At 68.8% G+C, this 19,682-nt stretch carries 13 protein-coding genes; 5 read left to right on the top strand and 8 right to left on the bottom strand.

What is annotated here, in order from left to right:
- The first annotated feature begins 344 nt into the window (after window positions 1-344).
- Window positions 345-3,107 carry an aconitate hydratase AcnA gene (gene acnA, locus P6166_RS16435; protein ID WP_277765515.1) on the top strand — a complete coding sequence of 921 codons (2,763 nt, stop codon included), beginning with the start codon at window positions 345-347 and terminating at the stop codon, window positions 3,105-3,107.
- Between the two features lie 43 nt (window positions 3,108-3,150).
- On the opposite strand, the gene P6166_RS16430 is transcribed toward acnA, so the two are convergent.
- Complete coding sequence (locus tag P6166_RS16430) at window positions 3,151-3,603, bottom strand: nuclear transport factor 2 family protein (protein ID WP_277765514.1); 453 nt, start codon at window positions 3,601-3,603, stop codon at window positions 3,151-3,153.
- 98 nt (window positions 3,604-3,701) lie between these two features.
- Between P6166_RS16430 and P6166_RS16425 the strand changes: the two genes are divergently transcribed.
- Window positions 3,702-5,387 carry a long-chain fatty acid--CoA ligase gene (locus P6166_RS16425; protein WP_277765513.1) on the top strand — a complete coding sequence of 562 codons (1,686 nt, stop codon included), beginning with the start codon at window positions 3,702-3,704 and terminating at the stop codon, window positions 5,385-5,387.
- A gap of 178 nt (window positions 5,388-5,565) precedes the next feature.
- Entirely contained in the window at window positions 5,566-6,435 is an 870-nt protein-coding gene (locus P6166_RS16420) for a crotonase/enoyl-CoA hydratase family protein (RefSeq protein WP_277765512.1), read from the top strand.
- A gap of 9 nt (window positions 6,436-6,444) precedes the next feature.
- Here the strand turns inward: P6166_RS16420 and P6166_RS16415 are convergent, their stop codons facing one another.
- The 7 genes from P6166_RS16415 to aqpZ all read right to left on the bottom strand — a co-directional run bounded on the left by P6166_RS16415 (window position 6,445) and on the right by aqpZ (window position 14,743).
- The gene (locus P6166_RS16415; RefSeq protein WP_277765511.1) at window positions 6,445-8,643 is read right to left on the bottom strand and encodes a response regulator; all 2,199 of its coding nucleotides are present in this window, start codon (window positions 8,641-8,643) and stop codon (window positions 6,445-6,447) included.
- Complete coding sequence (locus P6166_RS16410) at window positions 8,640-9,779, bottom strand: two-component system response regulator (protein ID WP_277765510.1); 1,140 nt, start codon at window positions 9,777-9,779, stop codon at window positions 8,640-8,642. The genes P6166_RS16415 and P6166_RS16410 overlap by 4 nt, the downstream gene beginning before the upstream one ends.
- Window positions 9,780-9,989: 210 nt before the next feature.
- Window positions 9,990-11,507, bottom strand: coding sequence for a lysine--tRNA ligase (lysS, locus tag P6166_RS16405; protein ID WP_277765509.1), 1,518 nt, complete (start codon window positions 11,505-11,507; stop codon window positions 9,990-9,992).
- Between the two features lie 95 nt (window positions 11,508-11,602).
- A protein-coding gene (prfB, locus tag P6166_RS16400) for a peptide chain release factor 2 (RefSeq protein ID WP_277765508.1) occupies window positions 11,603-12,728 on the bottom strand; the annotation gives its coding sequence in 2 pieces (ribosomal slippage) (window positions 11,603-12,652 and window positions 12,654-12,728; 1,125 coding nt in all).
- 304 nt (window positions 12,729-13,032) lie between these two features.
- The gene (locus tag P6166_RS16395) at window positions 13,033-13,779 is read right to left on the bottom strand and encodes a DNA-binding response regulator (RefSeq protein ID WP_277765507.1); all 747 of its coding nucleotides are present in this window, start codon (window positions 13,777-13,779) and stop codon (window positions 13,033-13,035) included.
- Window positions 13,780-13,800: 21 nt separating this feature from the next.
- Entirely contained in the window at window positions 13,801-13,965 is a 165-nt protein-coding gene (locus P6166_RS16390; RefSeq protein WP_277765506.1) for a hypothetical protein, read from the bottom strand.
- A 37-nt stretch (window positions 13,966-14,002) separates the two neighbouring features.
- The gene (gene aqpZ / locus P6166_RS16385) at window positions 14,003-14,743 is read right to left on the bottom strand and encodes an aquaporin Z (protein WP_277765505.1); all 741 of its coding nucleotides are present in this window, start codon (window positions 14,741-14,743) and stop codon (window positions 14,003-14,005) included.
- Between the two features lie 390 nt (window positions 14,744-15,133).
- Here aqpZ and P6166_RS16380 point away from each other — a divergent pair, with 390 nt between their 5' ends.
- Entirely contained in the window at window positions 15,134-15,787 is a 654-nt protein-coding gene (locus P6166_RS16380) for a response regulator transcription factor (protein WP_277765504.1), read from the top strand.
- Between the two features lie 6 nt (window positions 15,788-15,793).
- Entirely contained in the window at window positions 15,794-19,612 is a 3,819-nt protein-coding gene (locus tag P6166_RS16375) for a transporter substrate-binding domain-containing protein (RefSeq protein ID WP_277765503.1), read from the top strand.
- Window positions 19,613-19,682 lie beyond the last annotated feature (70 nt).

Below are 19,682 nucleotides of genomic sequence, written 5' to 3'. Positions count from 1 at the left end.
ATGTCGCCTACGAGCCCCCATGGATGGGTTCACGGCGTGTCCCGAAAGGGCCCAGCCCCCGCAGGCCGTGCACGATCCCAGAACAGCCGATCAACATCGAAGGCCAACAACCCCAACACCACCCCAAGACCCCAAAAAAAGCGGCCTCCGGCCGCCCCCAACACCCCACCCCCTCGAAAACCGAAACCTACCATCCCACCCCAACCCAGCACCAAGATGACACTCCCCCTACACATTCCTGAGTAAGCTGTAGAGCGCACAACCCAGGCGCCGTGACCCGCGCCGCCGCCAGCCGCCGAACCACCGCTCGGCCGCCCGCATGGAGTTTCAGAGGAGAACCCCGCATGCCAGATTCCTTCTCCACCCGCGCCTCGCTCGAGGTCAACGGCCAGCAATACGACTATTTCAGCCTCCCCGCGCTGGGCAAGCATTTCGACCTCGCCCACCTCCCCTACTCGATGAAGATCCTGCTGGAGAACCTGCTCCGGCACGAGGACGGCGGCGTCACCGTCGGCAAGGAACACATCGAGGCGGTCGCCAAGTGGGACCCGAAGGCCGAACCGGATACCGAAATCGCCTTCATGCCCGCGCGCGTGGTGCTGCAGGACTTCACCGGCGTGCCCTGCGTCGTCGACCTGGCCGCCATGCGCGATGCCGTCGTCAAGCTCGGCGGCCGGCCCGAACAGATCAACCCGCAAATTCCCTCCGAACTGGTCATCGACCACTCCGTCCAGGTCGACGTGTTCGGCCGGCCCGATGCGCTGGACCTCAACGGGCAGATCGAATTCCAGCGCAACAAGGAACGCTACGGCTTCCTGCGCTGGGGCCAGAAGGCCTTCAACGATTTCAAGGTCGTCCCGCCCAATACCGGCATCGTCCACCAGGTGAACCTGGAGAATCTCGCCCGCGTCGTCATGACCGGCGAGAAGGACGGCAAGGCCGTCGCCTACCCGGACACCGTGTTCGGCACCGATAGCCACACCACCATGATCAACGGCATCGGCGTGCTCGGCTGGGGCGTGGGCGGCATCGAGGCCGAGGCGGCCATGCTCGGCCAGCCCTCCTCGATGCTCATCCCGCAGGTCGTCGGCTTCAAGCTCACCGGCAAGCTGCCCGAGGGCGCCACCGCCACCGACCTGGTGCTCACCGTCACCCAGATGCTGCGCAAGCTCGGCGTGGTCGGCAAGTTCGTCGAGTTCTACGGCGATGGCCTGCAGCACCTGCCGCTGGCCGACCGCGCCACCATCGGCAACATGGCGCCCGAATACGGCGCCACCTGCGGCATCTTCCCCATCGATGCCGAATCGCTGAACTACCTGCGCCTGTCCGGCCGCAGCGAGGAACAGATCGCCCTGGTCGAGGCCTACGCCAAGGCCCAGGGCCTGTGGCACGAACCCGGCAGCGCGCACGCCACCTACAGCGCCACGCTGGAACTGGACATGGGCGAAGTGAAGCCCTCGCTCGCCGGCCCCAAGCGCCCGCAGGACCGCGTGCTGCTGGAAGACGTGCAGAAGAACTACCGCGAGAGCCTGGTCGGCCTCACCGCCGGCCGCGACAAGCGCAGCACCGACGTGGCCAACTTCGTCAACGAGGGCGGCGGCGCGGCGGTCGGCAACGAGCAACTCGCCAAGGGCTACGCCGATATCGAGATCGACCACGCCAAGGTGCGCCTGAAGGACGGCGCGGTGGTCATCGCCGCCATCACCTCCTGCACCAACACCTCCAACCCGGCGGTGATGATCGGCGCCGGCCTGGTCGCGCGCAACGCCGCCGCCAAGGGCCTGGATCGCAAGCCGTGGGTGAAGACCTCGCTCGGCCCGGGCTCGCGCGTGGTCACCGACTATCTCGAAAAGGCCGGCGTGCTCAAGGAACTGGAGAAGCTGGGCTTCTACGTCGTCGGCTACGGCTGCACCACGTGCATCGGCAACTCCGGCCCGCTGCCCACCGAAGTCAGCGCGGGCATCGCCGCCGGCGACCTGGTGGTGACCTCGGTGCTGTCGGGCAACCGCAACTTCGAGGGCCGCGTGCACCCCGAGGTCAAGATGAACTACCTGGCCTCGCCCCCGCTGGTGGTGGCCTACGCCATCGCCGGCACCACCGACATCGACCTGACCACCGAGCCGCTGGGCACCGGCAGCGACGGCCAGCCGGTGTACCTGCGCGACATCTGGCCCAGCAACAAGGAAATCGGCGATGTCATCGCCGCCACCCTGGGGCCGGAGATGTTCAAGCAGAACTACGCCGACGTGTTCAAGGGCGACACCCGCTGGAACACCATCGCCTCGCCCGATGGCGACCTGTACGAATGGGATGCCGGCTCGACCTACATCAAGAACCCGCCCTATTTCGAGGGCATGACGATGCAGACCGGGCGCATCGAGGACGTGCATGGCGCGCGCGTGCTGGGTCTGTTCGGCGACTCGATCACCACCGACCACATTTCCCCGGCCGGCAACATCAAGAAGGACTCGCCGGCCGGACGCTTCCTGCAGTCGCGCGGCGTGCAGCCGGCGGACTTCAACAGCTACGGCAGCCGCCGCGGCAACGACGATGTGATGGTGCGCGGCACCTTCGCCAATATCCGCATCAAGAACCTGATGTTCGGCGGCGAGGAAGGCGGCAACACGCTGTACTACCCGCCGGGCGGCGGCAGCCCGGAGAAGCTGGCCATCTACGACGCGGCCGTGAAGTACAAGGCCGACGGCGTGCCGCTGGTGGTGGTGGCGGGCAAGGAATACGGCACCGGCTCCTCGCGCGACTGGGCGGCCAAGGGCACCAACCTGCTCGGGGTGAAGGCGGTGATCGCCGAGAGCTTCGAGCGCATCCACCGCTCCAACCTGGTGGGCATGGGCGTGCTGCCGCTGCAGTTCCTCGGCGGCGAGAACGCGCAGACGCTGGGCCTGGACGGTTCGGAAGTGTTCGACGTCACCGGGCTGGAGGACGGGGCGAGCAAGCGCGCCACCGTCGCCGCGCGCAAGGCCGATGGCAGCGTCAAGCAGTTCGAGGTCGCAGTGATGCTGCTCACGCCCAAGGAAGTGGAGTACTTCAAGCACGGCGGCCTGCTGCAGTACGTGTTGCGCCAGCTGGCCTCGCGCAAGGCGGCCTGATCGCACCGCGCGCCCTCCCTCCCGCGTGGCGGGAGGGCGACGTTCAGCCCTCGCCCACCGGCGTCCATTCGGCGCTGACCAGGCGCCAATCGCCGCCTTCTTCGCGCCAGCCGGTTTCGACCTCGTAGGCACGTGCCTCGTCGGGCAGCCAGCGCCCGTCGCCGCCGGTGAGCAGCGCATCGAAGCGCACCGTGGCGTGCCCCGGTGCCATGTCCACCCGGAGCCGGCCCAGCGTGACCCCGACCTGCCCGCGCGCCAGCAGCTGCAATTGCATGGTGCGACGCAGCATGTCGCGATCCCAACCGCCCTCGCCGCGGAAGTCGTCGGCGACGCCTTCCATCACCGCGTCCGGCTGCCGCGCCTCCAGGGCCGCCTGCATCCGCGCAATCTCCCCGCGCAGCCGCTGCTCCGGCGGCTCGTGCCGGCAACCGGCGAGCACCGCCAGCGCCATCAGCCACGCAAGCCACGACCAGCCGATCCGGGACGCCGTCTTCACCTGCTCTTCGCCTTTTCCATTCGGGACGGTATCCTCACATGCGACCCGGGTGCGCTGCACCCCGCGGTCGATCACCCAATACCCTGGAGGGGGGAAGAATGAGTCAGGCGCGTCCTTGGTTGCAAAGTTATCCGCACGGCGTTCCGGCCGAGATCGACGCGGACGAGTTCCACACCATTGCCGACGTGTTCCAGACCTCGGTCAAGAAGTTCGGTGACCGCCCCGCCTACTCCAGCTTCGGCAAGACGCTGACCTACGCGCAGGTCGACGCGCTCTCGCGCGATTTCGCCGGCTACCTGCTCGGCGAGCTGCAGCTGAAGAAGGGCGACCGCGTCGCCCTGATGATGCCCAACTGCCTGCAGTATCCCATCGCCACCTTCGGCATCCTGCGCGCCGGGCTGACGGTGGTGAACGTCAACCCGCTGTATACCGCCCGCGAGCTGAAGCACCAGCTCGTGGATGCCGGCGCCAGCGTGCTGGTGGCCATCGACAACTTCGGCAACACCGTCGAGCAGGTCATCGCGCAGACGCCGGTACGCCAGGTCATCACCACCGGCCTGGGCGACATGCTCGGCTTCCCGAAGGGACCGATCGTCAATTTCGTCGTCAAGTACATCAAGAAGCTGGTGCCCGAGTACCGGGTGCACGGCGCGATCCGCTTCCGCGAGACGCTCAAGCTCGGCCGCCGCCACGAGGTGCCGGCGCTGGACATCGAGGGCGACGACATCGCTTTCCTGCAGTACACCGGCGGCACCACCGGCGTGGCCAAGGGCGCGATGCTCACCCATCGCAACCTGGTGGCGAACATGCAGCAGGCGCATGCGTGGATCGCGGCCACCGGCAAGCTGGAGGAAGGCCACGAGGTGGTGATCACCGCGCTGCCGCTGTACCACATCTTCGCGTTGACGGCGAACGGCCTGGTCTTCATGAAGCTGGGCGGCTGCAACCACTTGATCAGCAATCCGCGCGACATGCCCGGCTTCGTCAAGGAGCTCAAGGGCACGCGTTTCACCGCCATCACCGGCGTCAACACGCTGTTCAACGGGCTGCTCAACACGCCCGGCTTCGACCAGATCGATTTCTCCACGCTGAAGATGACCCTCGGCGGCGGCATGGCCGTGCAGCGCTCGGTGGCCGAGCGCTGGAAGAAGGTCACCGGCGTGACCCTGGTGGAGGCCTACGGCCTGACCGAGACCTCGCCGGCGGCCTGCATCAACCCGCTGGACCTGGCCGAGTACAACGGCGCCATCGGCCTGCCGATTCCCTCCACCGATGCCTGCGTGAAGGACGATGCCGGCAACAGCCTGCCGCAAGGCGAGATCGGCGAGCTGTGCATCAAGGGGCCGCAGGTGATGAAGGGCTATTGGCAGCGCCCGGACGAGACCGCCAAGGCGATCGACGCCGAAGGCTGGATGCACACCGGCGACATCGCGCGCATGGATGAGCAGGGTTTCTTCTACATCGTCGACCGCAAGAAGGACATGATCCTGGTGTCCGGCTTCAACGTGTACCCGAACGAGATCGAGGACGTGATCGCGATGATGCCGGGCGTGGCCGAAGTGGCGGCGGTCGGCGTGCCGGACGAGCGCTCCGGCGAGGTGGTGAAGGTGGTGATCGTCAAGAAGGACCCGAACCTGACCGCCGAGCAGGTCAAGGAGCACGCGCGCGCCAACCTCACCGGCTACAAGCACCCGCGCATCGTCGAGTTCCGCAAGGAACTGCCCAAGACCAACGTCGGCAAGATCCTGCGCCGCGAACTGCGCGACGCAACGCCTGCGGCGTGAGCCACGCGGGATTGCCCGCCCGTCCCCGCCGCACGTCAAGCGCCCGCAAGCCCCCAGCTTGCGGGCGTTTCACTTTGGGCGCATAGAATCGGGCGTCGGCGCAAGCTCCCCTCCCAATATCCCCCTCACTTCTCCGTCCGCAAGGCGGCCGACCGGACGGTCTTCACGGAGAATCCACATGTCTGTCGTCCACCCGTTTCCCCAGCACGTTTCCACCCGCACCCTGCGCGTCGTCGAAGAGACCGAACGCGACGTGTACTGGATCAACATGCACGCCAACCTGGTCACCCAGCCGGGCCGCGCCTGCTTCTCCACCCGCCTGGTCGACGAGATCGTCGACTACCAGCGCCAGCTGGGCCGCCGCCTCACGCTCAAGGGTGCCCTGACCCCGCACGTGGTGCTGGCCTCGGACAGCGACGTCTTCAACCTGGGCGGCGACCTGGAACTGTTCTGCCGGCTCATCCGCGAGCAGGACCGTGCCACCCTGCTCGACTACGCGCGCCGCTGCGTCACCGGCGTGCATGCCTTCCACGACGGGCTCGGCGTGCAGGCGCACAGCATCGCCCTCGTGCAGGGCAACGCGCTCGGCGGCGGCTTCGAGGCGGCGCTGAGCTGCCACACCATCGTGGCCGAGGAGCACGTGATGATGGGCCTGCCGGAGGTGCTGTTCGACCTGTTCCCCGGCATGGGCGCCTATTCCTTCATGTGCCAGCGCATCGCCCCGCGCCTGGCCGAGAAGCTGATGCTGGAAGGCAACCTCTACAGCGCCCGCGAGCTGCAGGAGATGGGCCTGGTCGATGTGGTCGTGCCGACCGGCGAAGGCGTGGCGGCCGTGGAGCAGGTCATCCGCGACAGCAAGCGCATCCCGCATGCGCGCGCGGCCATGCACAAGGTCCGCGAGCTGGCGACCTCGGTGCCGCTGGAGGAGATGATGCGCATCACCGAGATCTGGGTGGATACGGCGATGACGCTCGGCGAGAAGTCCCTGCGCACGATGGACCGCCTGGTCCGTGCCCAGAGCCGCCGCGCCGAGCCAGCGCTGGCCTGAGCCACCCGCTCAAGGACGAGGTGAGCGCTCCTCGCCGCGGACCCGGTTCGCCTGGGTCCGCGCGTCGAGCGCGGCCCGCCCTTGCCCGATCTGCTCGCGCAGGCGCGCGGTGCGCTGGCGCCATTCGCCTTGCACCTGCCAGTCGGGCATGCGCATGAGTTCGCCACCGCCGGTGGCCACGGCCACCAGGCCCAGGTTGCTGGCCACGCCACGCAGGGCGTGCGCGTGTTCGCGCAGGCGTTCCCACTGGCCCGCTTCGCCGGCCTCGTTGATCGCGCTCATGCAATCTTGCGCATCGCTCAGGCACTGGGCGACAAACTGCTTCTCGAAGCCATCGCCCATGCCCAGCGCGGCGAGTTCGTCGAGCACGCCCGGGTCGAGCACCGTATCGCTGGACTGCGCCGCATCGTGGACCAGCACGTTGCCGCCGGCCGGTGCCATGCGGCCGTTGGCGGCGATTTCGGCCAGGGTATCGAGCAGCTTCACCGCCATCACCGGCTTGGCCAGGAACGCGTAAGCGCCGGCTTGCTGGCAGCGGCGGATGGAATCGGGGGTGACATCGGCGCTGAGCACCATCACCGGGGTGTACGGCAGGCCGCTGGCCTGCATCACGCGCAGTTGCTTGAGCATGTCCAGGCCGCTCATGCCCGGCATGTGCAGGTCGACGATGACCGCGTCGAAATCCGCGTCCGAGAGCAGGTCGAGCACCTGCTCGGCGCCGTTGACGCACACCACCCGATGGCCGGCCTTTTCCAGCAGGCGCTGCAGCACCATGCGGTTGGCTTCGTGGTCGTCGGCGACCAGGATGCGCATGCTGCGCACGCGCGCGCGGTGGCGCAGGAACGGGTTGGTGAAGGCGATGACGTTGGAATCGCCCTCTGCCTCGGCGCCCTCGCCCGCCTCGCGGGCCGCCTCGGCCGTGGTGTCGGCGGCCGGCGCGGCGGCATCGATCGGCACTTCGAACCAGAACAGGCTGCCGCGCGGGGCGTGGTCCTGGTGGCCGATCTCACCGCCCATCGCTTCGACCAGGCCCTTGGCGATCGTCGTGCCCAGGCCGGTGCCTTCATAGCGGCGCGCCAGGCCCACATCGGCCTGCTCGAACGCATCGAACAGGCGGTCGCGCATCGCGGCCGGCACGCCGATGCCGGTATCGACGATCTCGAAACGCAGGCGCGTGCGCCCGCGCACCACGCCGGACTCGCCGAGGTTGCGCACGCGCAGCAGCACGAAGCCTTCGTCGGTGAACTTCACCGCGTTGCCGGCCAGGTTGAGCAGCACCTGGCGCAGGTGGCCCGGATCGGCACTCACCCAGTCCGGGACATCGGCGGCGATGTCCACGCGGTAATCCAGCCCCTTGCCGCGTGCCTGCGGCAGCAGGATCAGGCCGATCGCCGAGACCAGTTCGCGCAGCGAGAAGTCCTCGCGGTCGATGCGCACCTTGCCGGCCTCGATGGCCGAGATGTCCAGCACTTCCTCCACCAGCGAGAGCAGGCTGCGCGCCGAGGCCTGGATGGTGCCCAGGCACTCGCGCTGCTCGCTGTCGAGCTGGGTGGTGGCCAGCACCTCGGTCATGCCCGACAGGCCATTGAGCGGCGTGCGGAACTCGTGGCTCATGTTGGCCAGGAAGCGGCTCTTGGCCTCGTTGGCGTGGCGCGCCTCGCTGACCGCGCGGGTCAGCGCGTGCAGCAGCGAATCGAAGTACAGCGGGATGGCGATCAGCCCGAGCAGCAGGCCCCAGGAGAGGTATGCGTTGCCCTGCCAGTACGGCGAGAAGATGATCGCCGACAGGAAACACAGGCCGCCCATCGCGGTGGCCACGCGCAGGTAGGTGCTGCCGTAGCGCATGCCGTTGCCGATCGTCACCCACATGCATACGGCGTACAGCGGCGCGGCCGGCTCGCCCTGGATCGCCATGATCGCGCCCATGCACACGTAGTCGGTGAACATGCCGATGCAGCGGCGCACGTGCGATACCTGCGGGCGGATCAGGATCGCCGTCATCAGGCCGACCGCGACGGTGAGCTCGAACAGCAGGATCAGCCAGGTCAGCGGAAGCGTGTCGCCGTGGTCGTGGTGGGCCCAGCGCCAGCCGAGGTAGCCCATGAACAGGGCGGTGATGACGATGCGGATCAGGTTCTGCGCGTGCTCGCTGTCCGGCCGCCGGGCCAGGCGCTGCTTCACCCACGCGACGGCCGGCCAGCTTTTCACAGGCCCGGCCTGGCCGACGCGGTGGAGAAGCGGTCGCAGATGTGCTGCAGGGCCTCGCGGCCGCGGATCAGCGCGTCCACGCAGCGCGGGTCGAACAGCCGGCCGCGTTGCGCATACAGGTAGGCCAGGGTTGCCTCGATCGTCCAGGCTTCCTTGTACGGGCGCGGGGAGACCAGCGCGTCGAACACGTCGGCCACCGCGACGATGCGCGCCTCCAACGGGATGGCCTCGCCGACGAGGCCGTCCGGATAGCCGCTGCCGTCATAGCGCTCGTGGTGGCGCAGCGCGATCAACGCGCCGACCTGGATGAAGCGGTTCTGGCTGCCGCTCAGCAGCTCGTAGCCGATGCGCGGATGGCGGCGCATGATCGCCAGCTCCGCCTCGTCGAGCTTGCCTTCCTTCAGCAGCACGGAGTCGGGAATGGCGATCTTGCCCATGTCGTGCAGCGGCGCGGCGGCCTCGATGATCTTCACCTCGTCCTCGGACAGGCCGAGCTGCTCGGCGATCAGCCCGGCGACGTGCGACATGCGTTCGAGGTAAGCGCTGGTGCCGGCATCGCGGTACTCGATGGCGCGCGCCAAGCGGGAGAGCGTTTCGCGTTCGCGCTCCTCGACCTCGTGCATGGTGGCCAGCAGCCGCTGCTCCAGCGACAGCGCCCGCTGCTTCACGTTTTCGCTCTGCTGGCGCAGCTGGAGCAGGTTGCTGCAGCGCGCGCGCAGTTCGCGCGGGCGGATCGGCTTGACCAGGAAATCAATGACGCCCGCTTCCAGCGCGGCCTGGCGGATCGGCTCGTCGCCGACCACCGTGATCAGGATGATCGGAATGTCGCGGTGGCTCGGCAGCCGGCGCAGGCGGCGGGCGAATTCCAGCCCATCCATGCCGGGCATGCGGTAGTCGAGCAGCAACAGGTCCACATGGCCGGCCTCGCACCACGCCAGCGCGGCGAGCGGGTCGCCGAAATCGTGGACCTTCAGCTCCGGGGCGATGTCTTCGATCACATGCCTGAGCATGGTCCGCGCCGAGGTCTGGTCATCCACGATGACGATGTTCAAGCCCGTATCCGTCCGTTCCGTCCAGCCGACCTGGCTGACGGGCAACGATACGCCCGAACGCTGGTAACCCGCGACATCCTGCATGCGCGATCCTCCTGCTGATGGGAACGCGGGAACGCCGGTTTTCCGGCGCTGCCCCCGGCCAGGTCCGCCCCGCTCGGCGAACCGCCCCGGAAAGGCGGGAACCGCCTCCCCTGTCCGCCAAGGATATGCACGAAACATGCCATGCGCACCAGCCCGGGGCCCTTCACGGGGCGGCGCGCGTGAAGACGCCCGCCGGGCGCGTCGCTCGGCTTACTGCTCCGGGCGCATGTAGGGGAACAGCAGCACGTCGCGGATCGAGGTGCTGCCGGTCAGCAGCATCACCAGCCGGTCGATGCCGATGCCCAGGCCGCCGGTGGGCGCCAGGCCGTACTCCAGCGCACGGATGTAGTCCGCGTCGAAGTGCATGGCCTCGTCGTCGCCCCCCTCCTTCGCCTCGACCTGGGCGCGGAAGCGCGCGGCCTGGTCCTCGGGGTCGTTGAGCTCGGAGAAGCCGTTGGCCAGCTCCTTGCCGTTGACGAACAGCTCGAAGCGGTCCGTGTAACCCGGCTCGGTGTCGCTGGCGCGGGCCAGCGGCGAGACCTCGACCGGATGGTCGGTGATGAAGGTCGGCTGCACCAGGGTGTGCTCGACGGTGGCCTCGAAGATCTCCAGCAACAGCTTGCCCCAGCCGTAGGACGGCTTGAACTTGATCTTCAGGCGCTCGCAGTGGGCGCGCAGCGCGTCGCGGTCGGTGCAGTCGGCCACGCTGATCTGCGGGTTGTGGTGCCGCACCGCCTCGTCCATGCGCCAGCGGCGGAACTTCGGGCCGAGGTCGATCTGCGCGCCGTCCCATTCCACCTGCGTGGTGCCCAGCACCGACTGCGCGGTATCGCGGATGACGTTCTCGGTCAGGTCCATGATCTCGTGGTACGTGGCATACGCCTCGTAGAGCTCGAGCATGGTGAACTCGGGGTTGTGCCGGGTGGACACGCCCTCGTTGCGGAAATTGCGGTTGATCTCGTACACGCGCTCCAGCCCGCCGACCACCAGCCGCTTGAGGTACAACTCCGGCGCCACGCGCAGGTACAGCTGCAGGTCCAGCGCGTTGTGGTGGGTGGTGAACGGCTTGGCCGTGGCGCCGCCGGGGATGTAATGCATCATCGGCGTCTCCACTTCCAGGAAGCGCCGCGCGTCCAGCCACGAACGAATCGCACGGATGATCTTGGAGCGCTTGATGAAGACCTCGCGCGCCTCGGGCGTCACGATCAGGTCCACGTAGCGCTGGCGGTAGCGCTGCTCCACGTCCGACAGGCCATGCCACTTGTCCGGCAGCGGGCGCAGCGACTTGGTCAGCAGGCGCAGCGAGGTGGCCTTCACCGAGAGCTCGCCGGTGCGGGTGCGGGTGAGCTGGCCTTCCACGCCCACAATGTCGCCCACGTCCCACCCCTTGAACGCATCGTAGGCCTCGCCCAGCGCGTTGGCCTGCAGGAAGAGCTGGATGCGCTCGGACTCGTCCTGGATCTGGGCAAAGCTGGCCTTGCCCATCACGCGCTTGGCCATCAGCCGGCCGGCCAGCCGCACGGTGCGCGGCTCGGCTTCCAGGGCCTCGGCCGTCCAGCGCTCGGCATCGGCGAACTCGGCCTGCAGGTCGCCGGCGTAGTGTTCGCGGCGGAAGTCGTTCGGGTAGGCGATGCCCTTCTCGCGCAGCGCACCGAGTTTGCCGCGACGCTCGGCGATGAGGCTGTTCTCGTCGGCGGGGGTCTGCGGCGCGGGGGTCTGCTCGGTCATGGCGATGGCTTGGGAATCAGTTCGTGAGGGAGGGTAACGGGCCGGCGGCGCCACGGCCACCGGCGGACACGGGGCGCCAGCGGCGCCCCGGCGGGTCAGGCGTCGATGCGTTTGGCGCCGACTTCCAGGCCGGACTTCAGGCTGGCCTCGACGAACTCGTCCAGGTCGCCGTCGAGCACCTTCTGGGTATCGCTGCGCTCGATGCCGGTACGCAGGTCCTTGATGCGGCTCTGGTCCAGCACGTAGTTGCGGATCTGGCTGCCCCAGCCGATGTCCGACTTGGTCGCTTCCACGGCGTCCTTCTCCGCGTTGCGCTTCATCATCTCCAGCTCGTACAGCTTGGCCGCGAGCATCTTCATGGCGCGGTCGCGGTTGGCGTGCTGGCTGCGCTCGGTCTGGCAGGCCACCACGATGCCGGTCGGCACGTGGGTGATGCGCACCGCCGATTCGGTCTTGTTGACGTGCTGGCCGCCGGCGCCCGAGGAACGGTAGACGTCGGTCTTCAGGTCGGCCGGGTTGATCTGGATGTCGATCTTGTCGTCGACTTCCGGCGAGACGAACACGGAGGTGAAGCTGGTATGGCGGCGGTTGTCCGAATCGAACGGCGACTTGCGCACCAGGCGGTGCACGCCGGTTTCGGTCTTCAGCCAGCCATAGGCGAAGTCGCCTTCCACGCGGAAGGTCGCCGACTTGATGCCCGCCACTTCGCCGCCGGACACTTCCAACAGTTCGGTCTTCCAGCCCCGCGATTCGGCCCAGCGCAGGTACATGCGCAGCAGGATTTCCGCCCAGTCCTGGGCCTCGGTGCCGCCGGCACCGGCCTGGATGTCGACGAAGGCGCTGGCGCCGTCCATCTGCCCGGAGAACATGCGCTGGAATTCCAGCTTCTCCACTTCGCGGGCATAGCGCTCCACATCGGCCACGACGGCTTCGGCGGTGGATTCATCGCCTTCCATCTCGGCCAGTTCGAGCAGCTCTTCGCCCCCGGTGAGGCCTTCGGTCAGCGTGCTGATGCCGACGACCACCTTCTCGAGCGCGCTGCGCTCGCGGCCCAGCGCCTGAGCGCGTTCGGCGTTGTTCCAGACATCGGGGCTTTCCAGCTCCCGGTTTACTTCTTCGAGACGTTCGACCTTGCTGTCGTAGTCAAAGATACCCCCTGAGCGCATCCAGCCGACCCTTCAGGTCGGCGATGCGCTGGCGGACGGGATTGAGTTCGATCATGTCCGTGGTGATTCGATCAAGGAAAACGGGATTCTAACAAATCCGAGCTTTTCCGGCCTTCGGAAACTGTTGACGCCCTCGCCCCGCGCGAGCCCCCGAAATTCCCGTTCCACGCCCCCTGGCCGGGCGACAGTAAAAACGGCGCCTGCCGGCGGAACGTGAACCGGCAGGCACCGGGCAGCAGACGCGGTGGTCGGACTCCGGTGCGTGCCCGATCGCGTGCCTTTGCCGGGCGCCATTCTTCCCTGCCCGCCACGTTCCGCTCCATTGGAAATTTCGCTGGCTTCGGGTGACGCCGGCGCCCTCAGGGCGCGTGCAACCCGACAGCCGCGCGGCGTGTGGCCTGGCGACGCGTGGACGGCGTGCGGTCCTCCGGCATCGTCGTATCCGGGGGCAGGATGCAGAAACCATCGCGGCGATTGCGGATCATCGGCAACGGAAATGGATGATCCAACGCCTCGCGCAAGGCCCGCATGCGGACGCGCACGCGCGCGTCGGCCACCGGTGCCGGTTCGTCGAGCAGGCAGCTGCCCAGTTCCCGGAACGACACGCGCTTGGGCGATGCTTCCATCAGCGCCTGCAGCATCGGCAGCAGCGCCGCGTCCACGCGCAGCACGCGCCCCTGCCGGCGCACGTCCTGCACGCCCAGGTCGAACACCAGTTCGCCGACCTGCAGGCGCGCCCCGCTCTTGCCCTTGCGCCGGCGCAGGATGCCCAGGCGCCCGGTGATCGCATCCAGCGAATAAGGCGGCGCGAGATAGTCGTCCGGGCCGTGGCCATCGCCCAGCGCGGGCGCGGCGGCGCCCGGGGCACCCAGCATCAGTACCGGCAGCGGCTTGCGCATCAGGCTTCGCAGGTGGCGCAGCGCCTGAAAGCCGCAACGCTCGGCCAGGCGCTCGGCCAGCACGATGGCATCGAACCGATTGTTGTTGATCAGATGGACCGCCAGCGTTTCGTCGGCGGCGAAGTCCACGCAGTGGCGCAGGTCTTCGAGGTGGTTGACGAGTGGGACCGCGACATCCCGGCGGGATTCAATGACGAGAATACGCATGACTGCATCCAGCAGAAGCGGCTAGAGCCGGGGTATCAGCACACCCAGCACGAGCACGAGGAAACCGCAGGCGAGCAGCCCGAAGGAAACGGGTGCCAGCCATGTCAGGTAGCCCAGCTTCGCCGCGATGCCGCCGATGCCCAGCACCATCGCGACGAGAAGGGTGGTCCAGCGCGGCGCTTTCATGCGCCGCACCGGAAAGCCGGGAAAGCGTGCCGCATGCTCACGCTTCGGCCCGCTCGACGTTGACGCAGCGGTACACCAGCGCGCCGGCCAGCGCGCCCAGGCAAGGCGCCAGCCAGAACAACCAGAGCTGGTGCAACGGCATGTAGCCAGCGCTCTCGCCCACGAACGCCGCCACCGCGGTCGAGCGCGCCGGGTTCACCGAGGTGTTGGTGAGCGGAATGGCGATCATGTGGATCAGGGCCAGCGTCGCGCCGATGGCCAGCGGTGCCCAGCCGGCTGCCGCGCCGGGACGCGTCACCGCCAGGATCACGTACAGGAACACGCCGGTCAGCACGGCCTCGGCGAGGAACGCGGCTGCCATCGGATAACCGCCCGGCGAGAACGCGCCGAAGCCGTTGGTGGCGAACGTGCCCGCGCCGGCGAACGGCAGGAAATCCGGATTGGAGGTGACCAGCACCCACATCAGCGCCCCGGCCAGCAGGCCACCGGCGACCTGGGCCACCACGTAGGCCGGCAGGTGACGGCCCTGGAAGCGGCCCGCCACCCACAAACCGAAGCTCACGGCAGGATTGAAGTGACCGCCGGACACCGCGCCGAACGCGAAAGCGGCCGTCGCCACCGCCACGCCGAAGGCCAGCGATACGCCCAGGTAGCCCAGGCCCAGCGGGTTGAAATCGCCGCCGGCCTGCGCGGCCAATACCGCGCTGCCGCAACCGCCCAGCACCAGCCAGAAAGTTCCGAGGGATTCCGCCACGCACTTCTTGATCAAACTCTGCATATGACACCGTTGAATGGAGGCATCGCTCAGATGCCGCGGCGCAAGTCGCGCTGTCGGCCCGCGATGGTCGGGCTATTGAACGAAGTGGCCGCACCCAGCTCCATGCGACGAATCCAAGAAGGTGCGCGCGCCGTGACCGCGATCGCGCTGCGGCCCTGCCACGCTCGGTGTGACGCAGTTCGCTCGCCTCATAGCGCTATGAAATGTGGGTGCCCATGCGATCCATCGCATTCATGGAGATGTCTGCACCGCTGTTTTCAGCCGTGCTCCGCCACACTGCGCGCCATCGGTCTTGCCCTCACGCGGTGTTTACGCGGTTCGCCGCAAGTAGGCGCTGGCCGCTCCCCCTACCGCGCCGTCTTGCCCGGCTGAGTCGAACCAAGGTGCCCCATGGAAACGCAGGCCCTCAACGTTGTCGTCGCGGACGATCACCCGGTGGTGTTGGCCGGGGTTCGTGCGATCCTCAAGAACGCGCCGCAGCTGCACGTGGCGGCCGAAGCGCATTCGGTGCAGGAAACCTACGCGCGCCTGGCCGATACCGCCTGCGATGTGCTGGTCACCGACTATTCGATGCCCGATACCGGCGAGGCCGATGGCCTGTCGTTGATCGGCGAGGTGCGCCGGCGCTATCCGCTGCTGCCGATCGTGGTGCTCACCATGATGGGCAACCCCGGCATGATCCAGATCCTGCTGGCGCACGGCGTGCTGGCCGTGGTGGATAAGAGCTCGTCGATGGACGAACTGCCGACGGCGATCCTCTCGGCGTCGCGGCGCCGCCGCTTCATCAGCGCCACGTTCCGCCACAAGCTGGCGTTGCTGCATACGCCCGGCGGCGATGCGTCGCCGCCGCCGCGGCTGTCGCCGCGCGAGACCGAGGTGGTGCGCATGCTGGCGTTGGGCGCCACGCCCAGCGAAGTGGCCGACCGGCTGGGCAGCGGCACCAAGACGGTGAGCAAGCAGAAGAAGGACGCGATGCGCAAGCTCGGGGTATCCACCGATGCGGCGTTGTTCGAATACGTGCGGGCGCAGGGCTGGCTGGGGTGAGCCGGCATGGGCGCTGTGCCTCAGTTCCGGCGGTGGGCGGCGTGGCTCGCGTTGGTCGCCTGCCTGGCCGCGCGCGCGGCAGCCTCTCCCGCCACCGCACCCGCCCCTGACCCCGGCCAGGCCGCGCAGGCCTGGCTGCGGCAGCATCCGGTGCTGACGGTGGGCACCGTCGCCGACGGCTGGCCACCCTACGAAGCCCGCCCCGGCGAGCGCTTGCAGGGCCTTTCCCCCGATTACCTGCGCGCGATCGCCACGCACCTGGGCGTCTCGCTGCGGCCCCAGGTGTATGCCGATTGGCCGCATCTGCTGGCAGCGGCGTGCAAGGGCGAAGTGGATGTGGTGATGAGCGTGTCGATCACCGCGTCGCGCACGCGATGCCTCTCCTATACCCGGCCTTATCACAGCGTGCGGCCCGCCGTCGTCGGCCGGCGCGAGGACGCGGCGCGCCTGCTCGCCCCCGCGCCGAACCTGCGCATCGCCATCGAAGCGGGCTACGTGCTGGGCGAGTCCCTGCCCGAGGCCTACCCGGATGCACGCGTGCTGACGGTGCCCGACCTGCAGGCCGCGCTGGAGGCCGTGGCCGATGGCCGGGCGGATGCTTACATCGGCAATCCGCACGTCGTCGCGCTGGCCCTGCAGCGCATGCCGCATCCCGCGTTGGCGGTGCTGGGGCCGGCGCGGCTGCCGCCGGTCACCTTGCATTTCGCTACCCCCAACGACCGCGGCCCGCTGGCCATGGCGATCGACCAGGCGCTGCAGACCGTTTCGCCGGCCGAGCGCGCGGCCATCGACCGGCGCTGGCTCGATACCCGCCTGGCCTGGGCGAGCGAGCCGCCGTTGCTTTCCACGCGCGAACGGCAATGGCTGTCCACGCTGCCGGTGCTGCGGGTGGCCTACGATCCCGATTGGGTGCCGCTGACGGTGCGTGGCAGCGATGGCGCGATGTCCGGCATCCTCGGCGACTACCTGCAGCAGATGCAGAGCCGCCTGGGTTTGCGCCTGCAGGCCGTACCGGCGCGCAACTGGCGCGAGGCGCGCGCGCTCATCGCGGCGGGCAAGGCGGACATCGCGCCGGCCAGCGACGACGCCGGCTATGGACCGGCATGGCGACTGACCCGTCCGTTGGTCAGCTTTCCCTGCGTGATCGTCACCCGCCGCCACAGCGACACCGTGGGCGGGCTGGACGATCTTGCCGGCAAGCGCATCGCCGTCAGCGATCCGGACGTGGCATCGCGGTTGGCGCGCAGCCTGCCCGGCATGATCCCGGTGGAGGTGGCCAGCGACCGCGAAGGCCTGCGCCAGGTGGTGACCCGCGCGGCCGATGCGTATGTCGGCAACCTCGCCGCGGTCGACAACCAACTGCGCGACCACGATTTCGGCGACCTGCACGTCGCTGCGCCGGCGGGATTCTCCGACCACATGGGCCTGGCCGTGCGAGCGCCCTACGCGCCGCTGGTACCGCTGCTGGACCGCGTGGCCGCCGACATGGGCGAGGCTGCCCGCCAAGACATCCGCAAGCGCTGGCTCAAGGTGGATTACGACTACGGTGTGGCCCGGCCGGTGGTGCTGTGGAGCAGCGCGCTGGCCTTGCTGATCATCGGCCTGCTCGTGGCCGCCTACCTGCGCCTGCGCGCGGAGATCGCGCGCCGGCGCGAAGCCGACGACCGGTTGCGCGAAATCTCGCGCAACCTGCCGGCGGTCGTGTTCAAGTTGCGCCGCTCGCGCGAGGGCGACTATCGCTTCGTGTACGTCACCGGCAACCCCAGGCCCCTGTTCGGGCTGGACGCCGAGCAGATCATGGCCGACGCCGGCACGGTCTTCGGGCGCATCCGCGCGGAGGACCAGGTTGTGTTGCACGAAGCCTTCGAGTCCTCGGCCCGCAGCCTGCGGCCGGTCGCCTGCGATTTCCGCGCCACCGGCGCGGAGGGGGCGCGCTGGATATCGCTCACCGCCGTACCGCGTCGCGTGGATGCGGACGCGGTGCATTGGTCCGGCTACTGGGACGACTCCACCGACCTGCATGCGCAGAACGAGGCGCTGGAGCGCGCACGCGCCACCGCCGTGGACGCGGCGGCCGCCAAGGCGCACTTCCTGGCCGTGATGAGCCACGAAATCCGCACGCCGATGGCGGGGCTGGCCGGGCTGCTGGAGCTGCTGGGCCGCACGCCGTTGTCGCCGGCGCAGCGGCAATTGCTTGCCACGAGCGCCGAATCGGCCGCCGCGCTGCGGCAGATCCTCGATGACGTGCTGGATTTCTCCAAGGCCGAGGCGGGCCAGATGCAGTTGGAGGCGATCGAGGTGGACCTGCGCGGCATCGCCAGCAGCGTGATGGAGGTGTCCGCACCGCAGGCACGCGGCAAGGGGCTGGCGCTGGACCTGTCGATCTCGAACCTGCTGGCCGCGCGGCATCTGGGCGATCCGTACCGGCTGCGCCAGATCCTGCTCAACCTGATCGGCAACGCGGTGAAGTTCACCGCGCGCGGCCGCGTATCGCTGTCGATCGAGGTGGAAGACGCCCTGCCCCCGCGCGAGGACGCGCAGCAACGCGTTCGCATCGAAGTGCGCGATACCGGCGTGGGCATCGATCCGACACAGCAGGCCAGGCTGTTCCGACCGTTCGTGCAGGCCGATGCGACGACCACGCGGTACCACGGCGGCACCGGGCTGGGCCTGTCGATCAGCCGCCAGCTCGCCGCGCTGATGGGCGGGACGCTCCAGTTGGAGAGCACGCCGGGCATCGGTACCCGGCTCACGTTGGCCCTGACGCTGCCGGTGCGGCGGGCGTCCTTGCGCGATTCCGACCTGGCGGGCCACCGCGTGCGCGTGGACATCCGCGAGGTGGCACTACGCGAGGCCGTGTCCGGCCTGCTGCGGGGCTGGGGCCTGGTGCCGGCCGACACCGCGGCGGCGTGCGATGCCTGGATCGGCGATACCCCGCCGCCGCCCGAGCTGGCGGCGCGCAGCATCGTGCTGCGCCCGCACGATCAGGATCTCGGCCCGCTCCTGCAGCTGGAGAGCGACCCGCTGCTGCCGTCGCACCTGCACCGCGCCCTGCTGGCGATCCTGCGGCCACCGCCGGCGGAGGCGACGCCGCGGCCCGCCCCGCGCCACGACATCGCCCCCCTGCTGGTAGTCGAAGACCACCCGACCAACCAGATGCTCATCGGCCTGCAGTTAGAAGAACTGGGCTATCCGCACGTCATCGTCGGCGATGGGCACGCCGCGTTGGCCAGGCTGGCCTTGCAGGCACCTTCCCTCGTGCTGACCGACATCAGCATGCCGGGCATGGACGGCCACGCGCTGGCGCGCGAGATCCGCGCGCGGCAAGCCGGCGACATGCGCGTGCCGATCCTCGCCATGACCGCGAACGTGCTGGAGGACACGCCCTCGGCGGATCTGGACGCCTACCTGCACAAGCCGGTCGACCTGGCACAGCTGGCCGCGGCCTTGTCGCGCTGGCTTCCGGCCGCGACCCCCGCGACACCCGGGCCGCCGGTAGACCGGGCAGGCGCGCTGCGCGCGCGGCACGGCGAACACCTGCCGCTGCTGCTCGACACGTTCCTGGAGACCACCACGCAGGACCGGCATGCGGTGCAGGACGCGTTGGCGCGCGACGATCGCCCGGCCACCGCGCAGCGCATCCATCGCATCAGCGGTGCCCTGGGCTACTTCGGCTATACCGAACTGGCAGTGGCCGGGCGCGACCTGAGCCATGCGCTGGAAAGCACGTCGCTGGCCGACCAGCGCGAGGCCTGCGAACAGTTCCTGCAGCAACTCGACGCGGTATGCGAGGAACTGGCGTCACTGCGCCACCCGGACGCGTGACGCGCCGTACCGGGACGATGGGGCGCCTGCCTCTTCGATAATTCGAATACCCCCGCCGCAGTTGCGTTGT

Source organism: Stenotrophomonas sp. HITSZ_GD, assembly GCF_029543105.1.
Classification (GTDB): Bacteria; Pseudomonadota; Gammaproteobacteria; order Xanthomonadales; family Xanthomonadaceae; genus Stenotrophomonas_A.
This window is presented reverse-complemented; position numbering and strand designations above follow the sequence as displayed.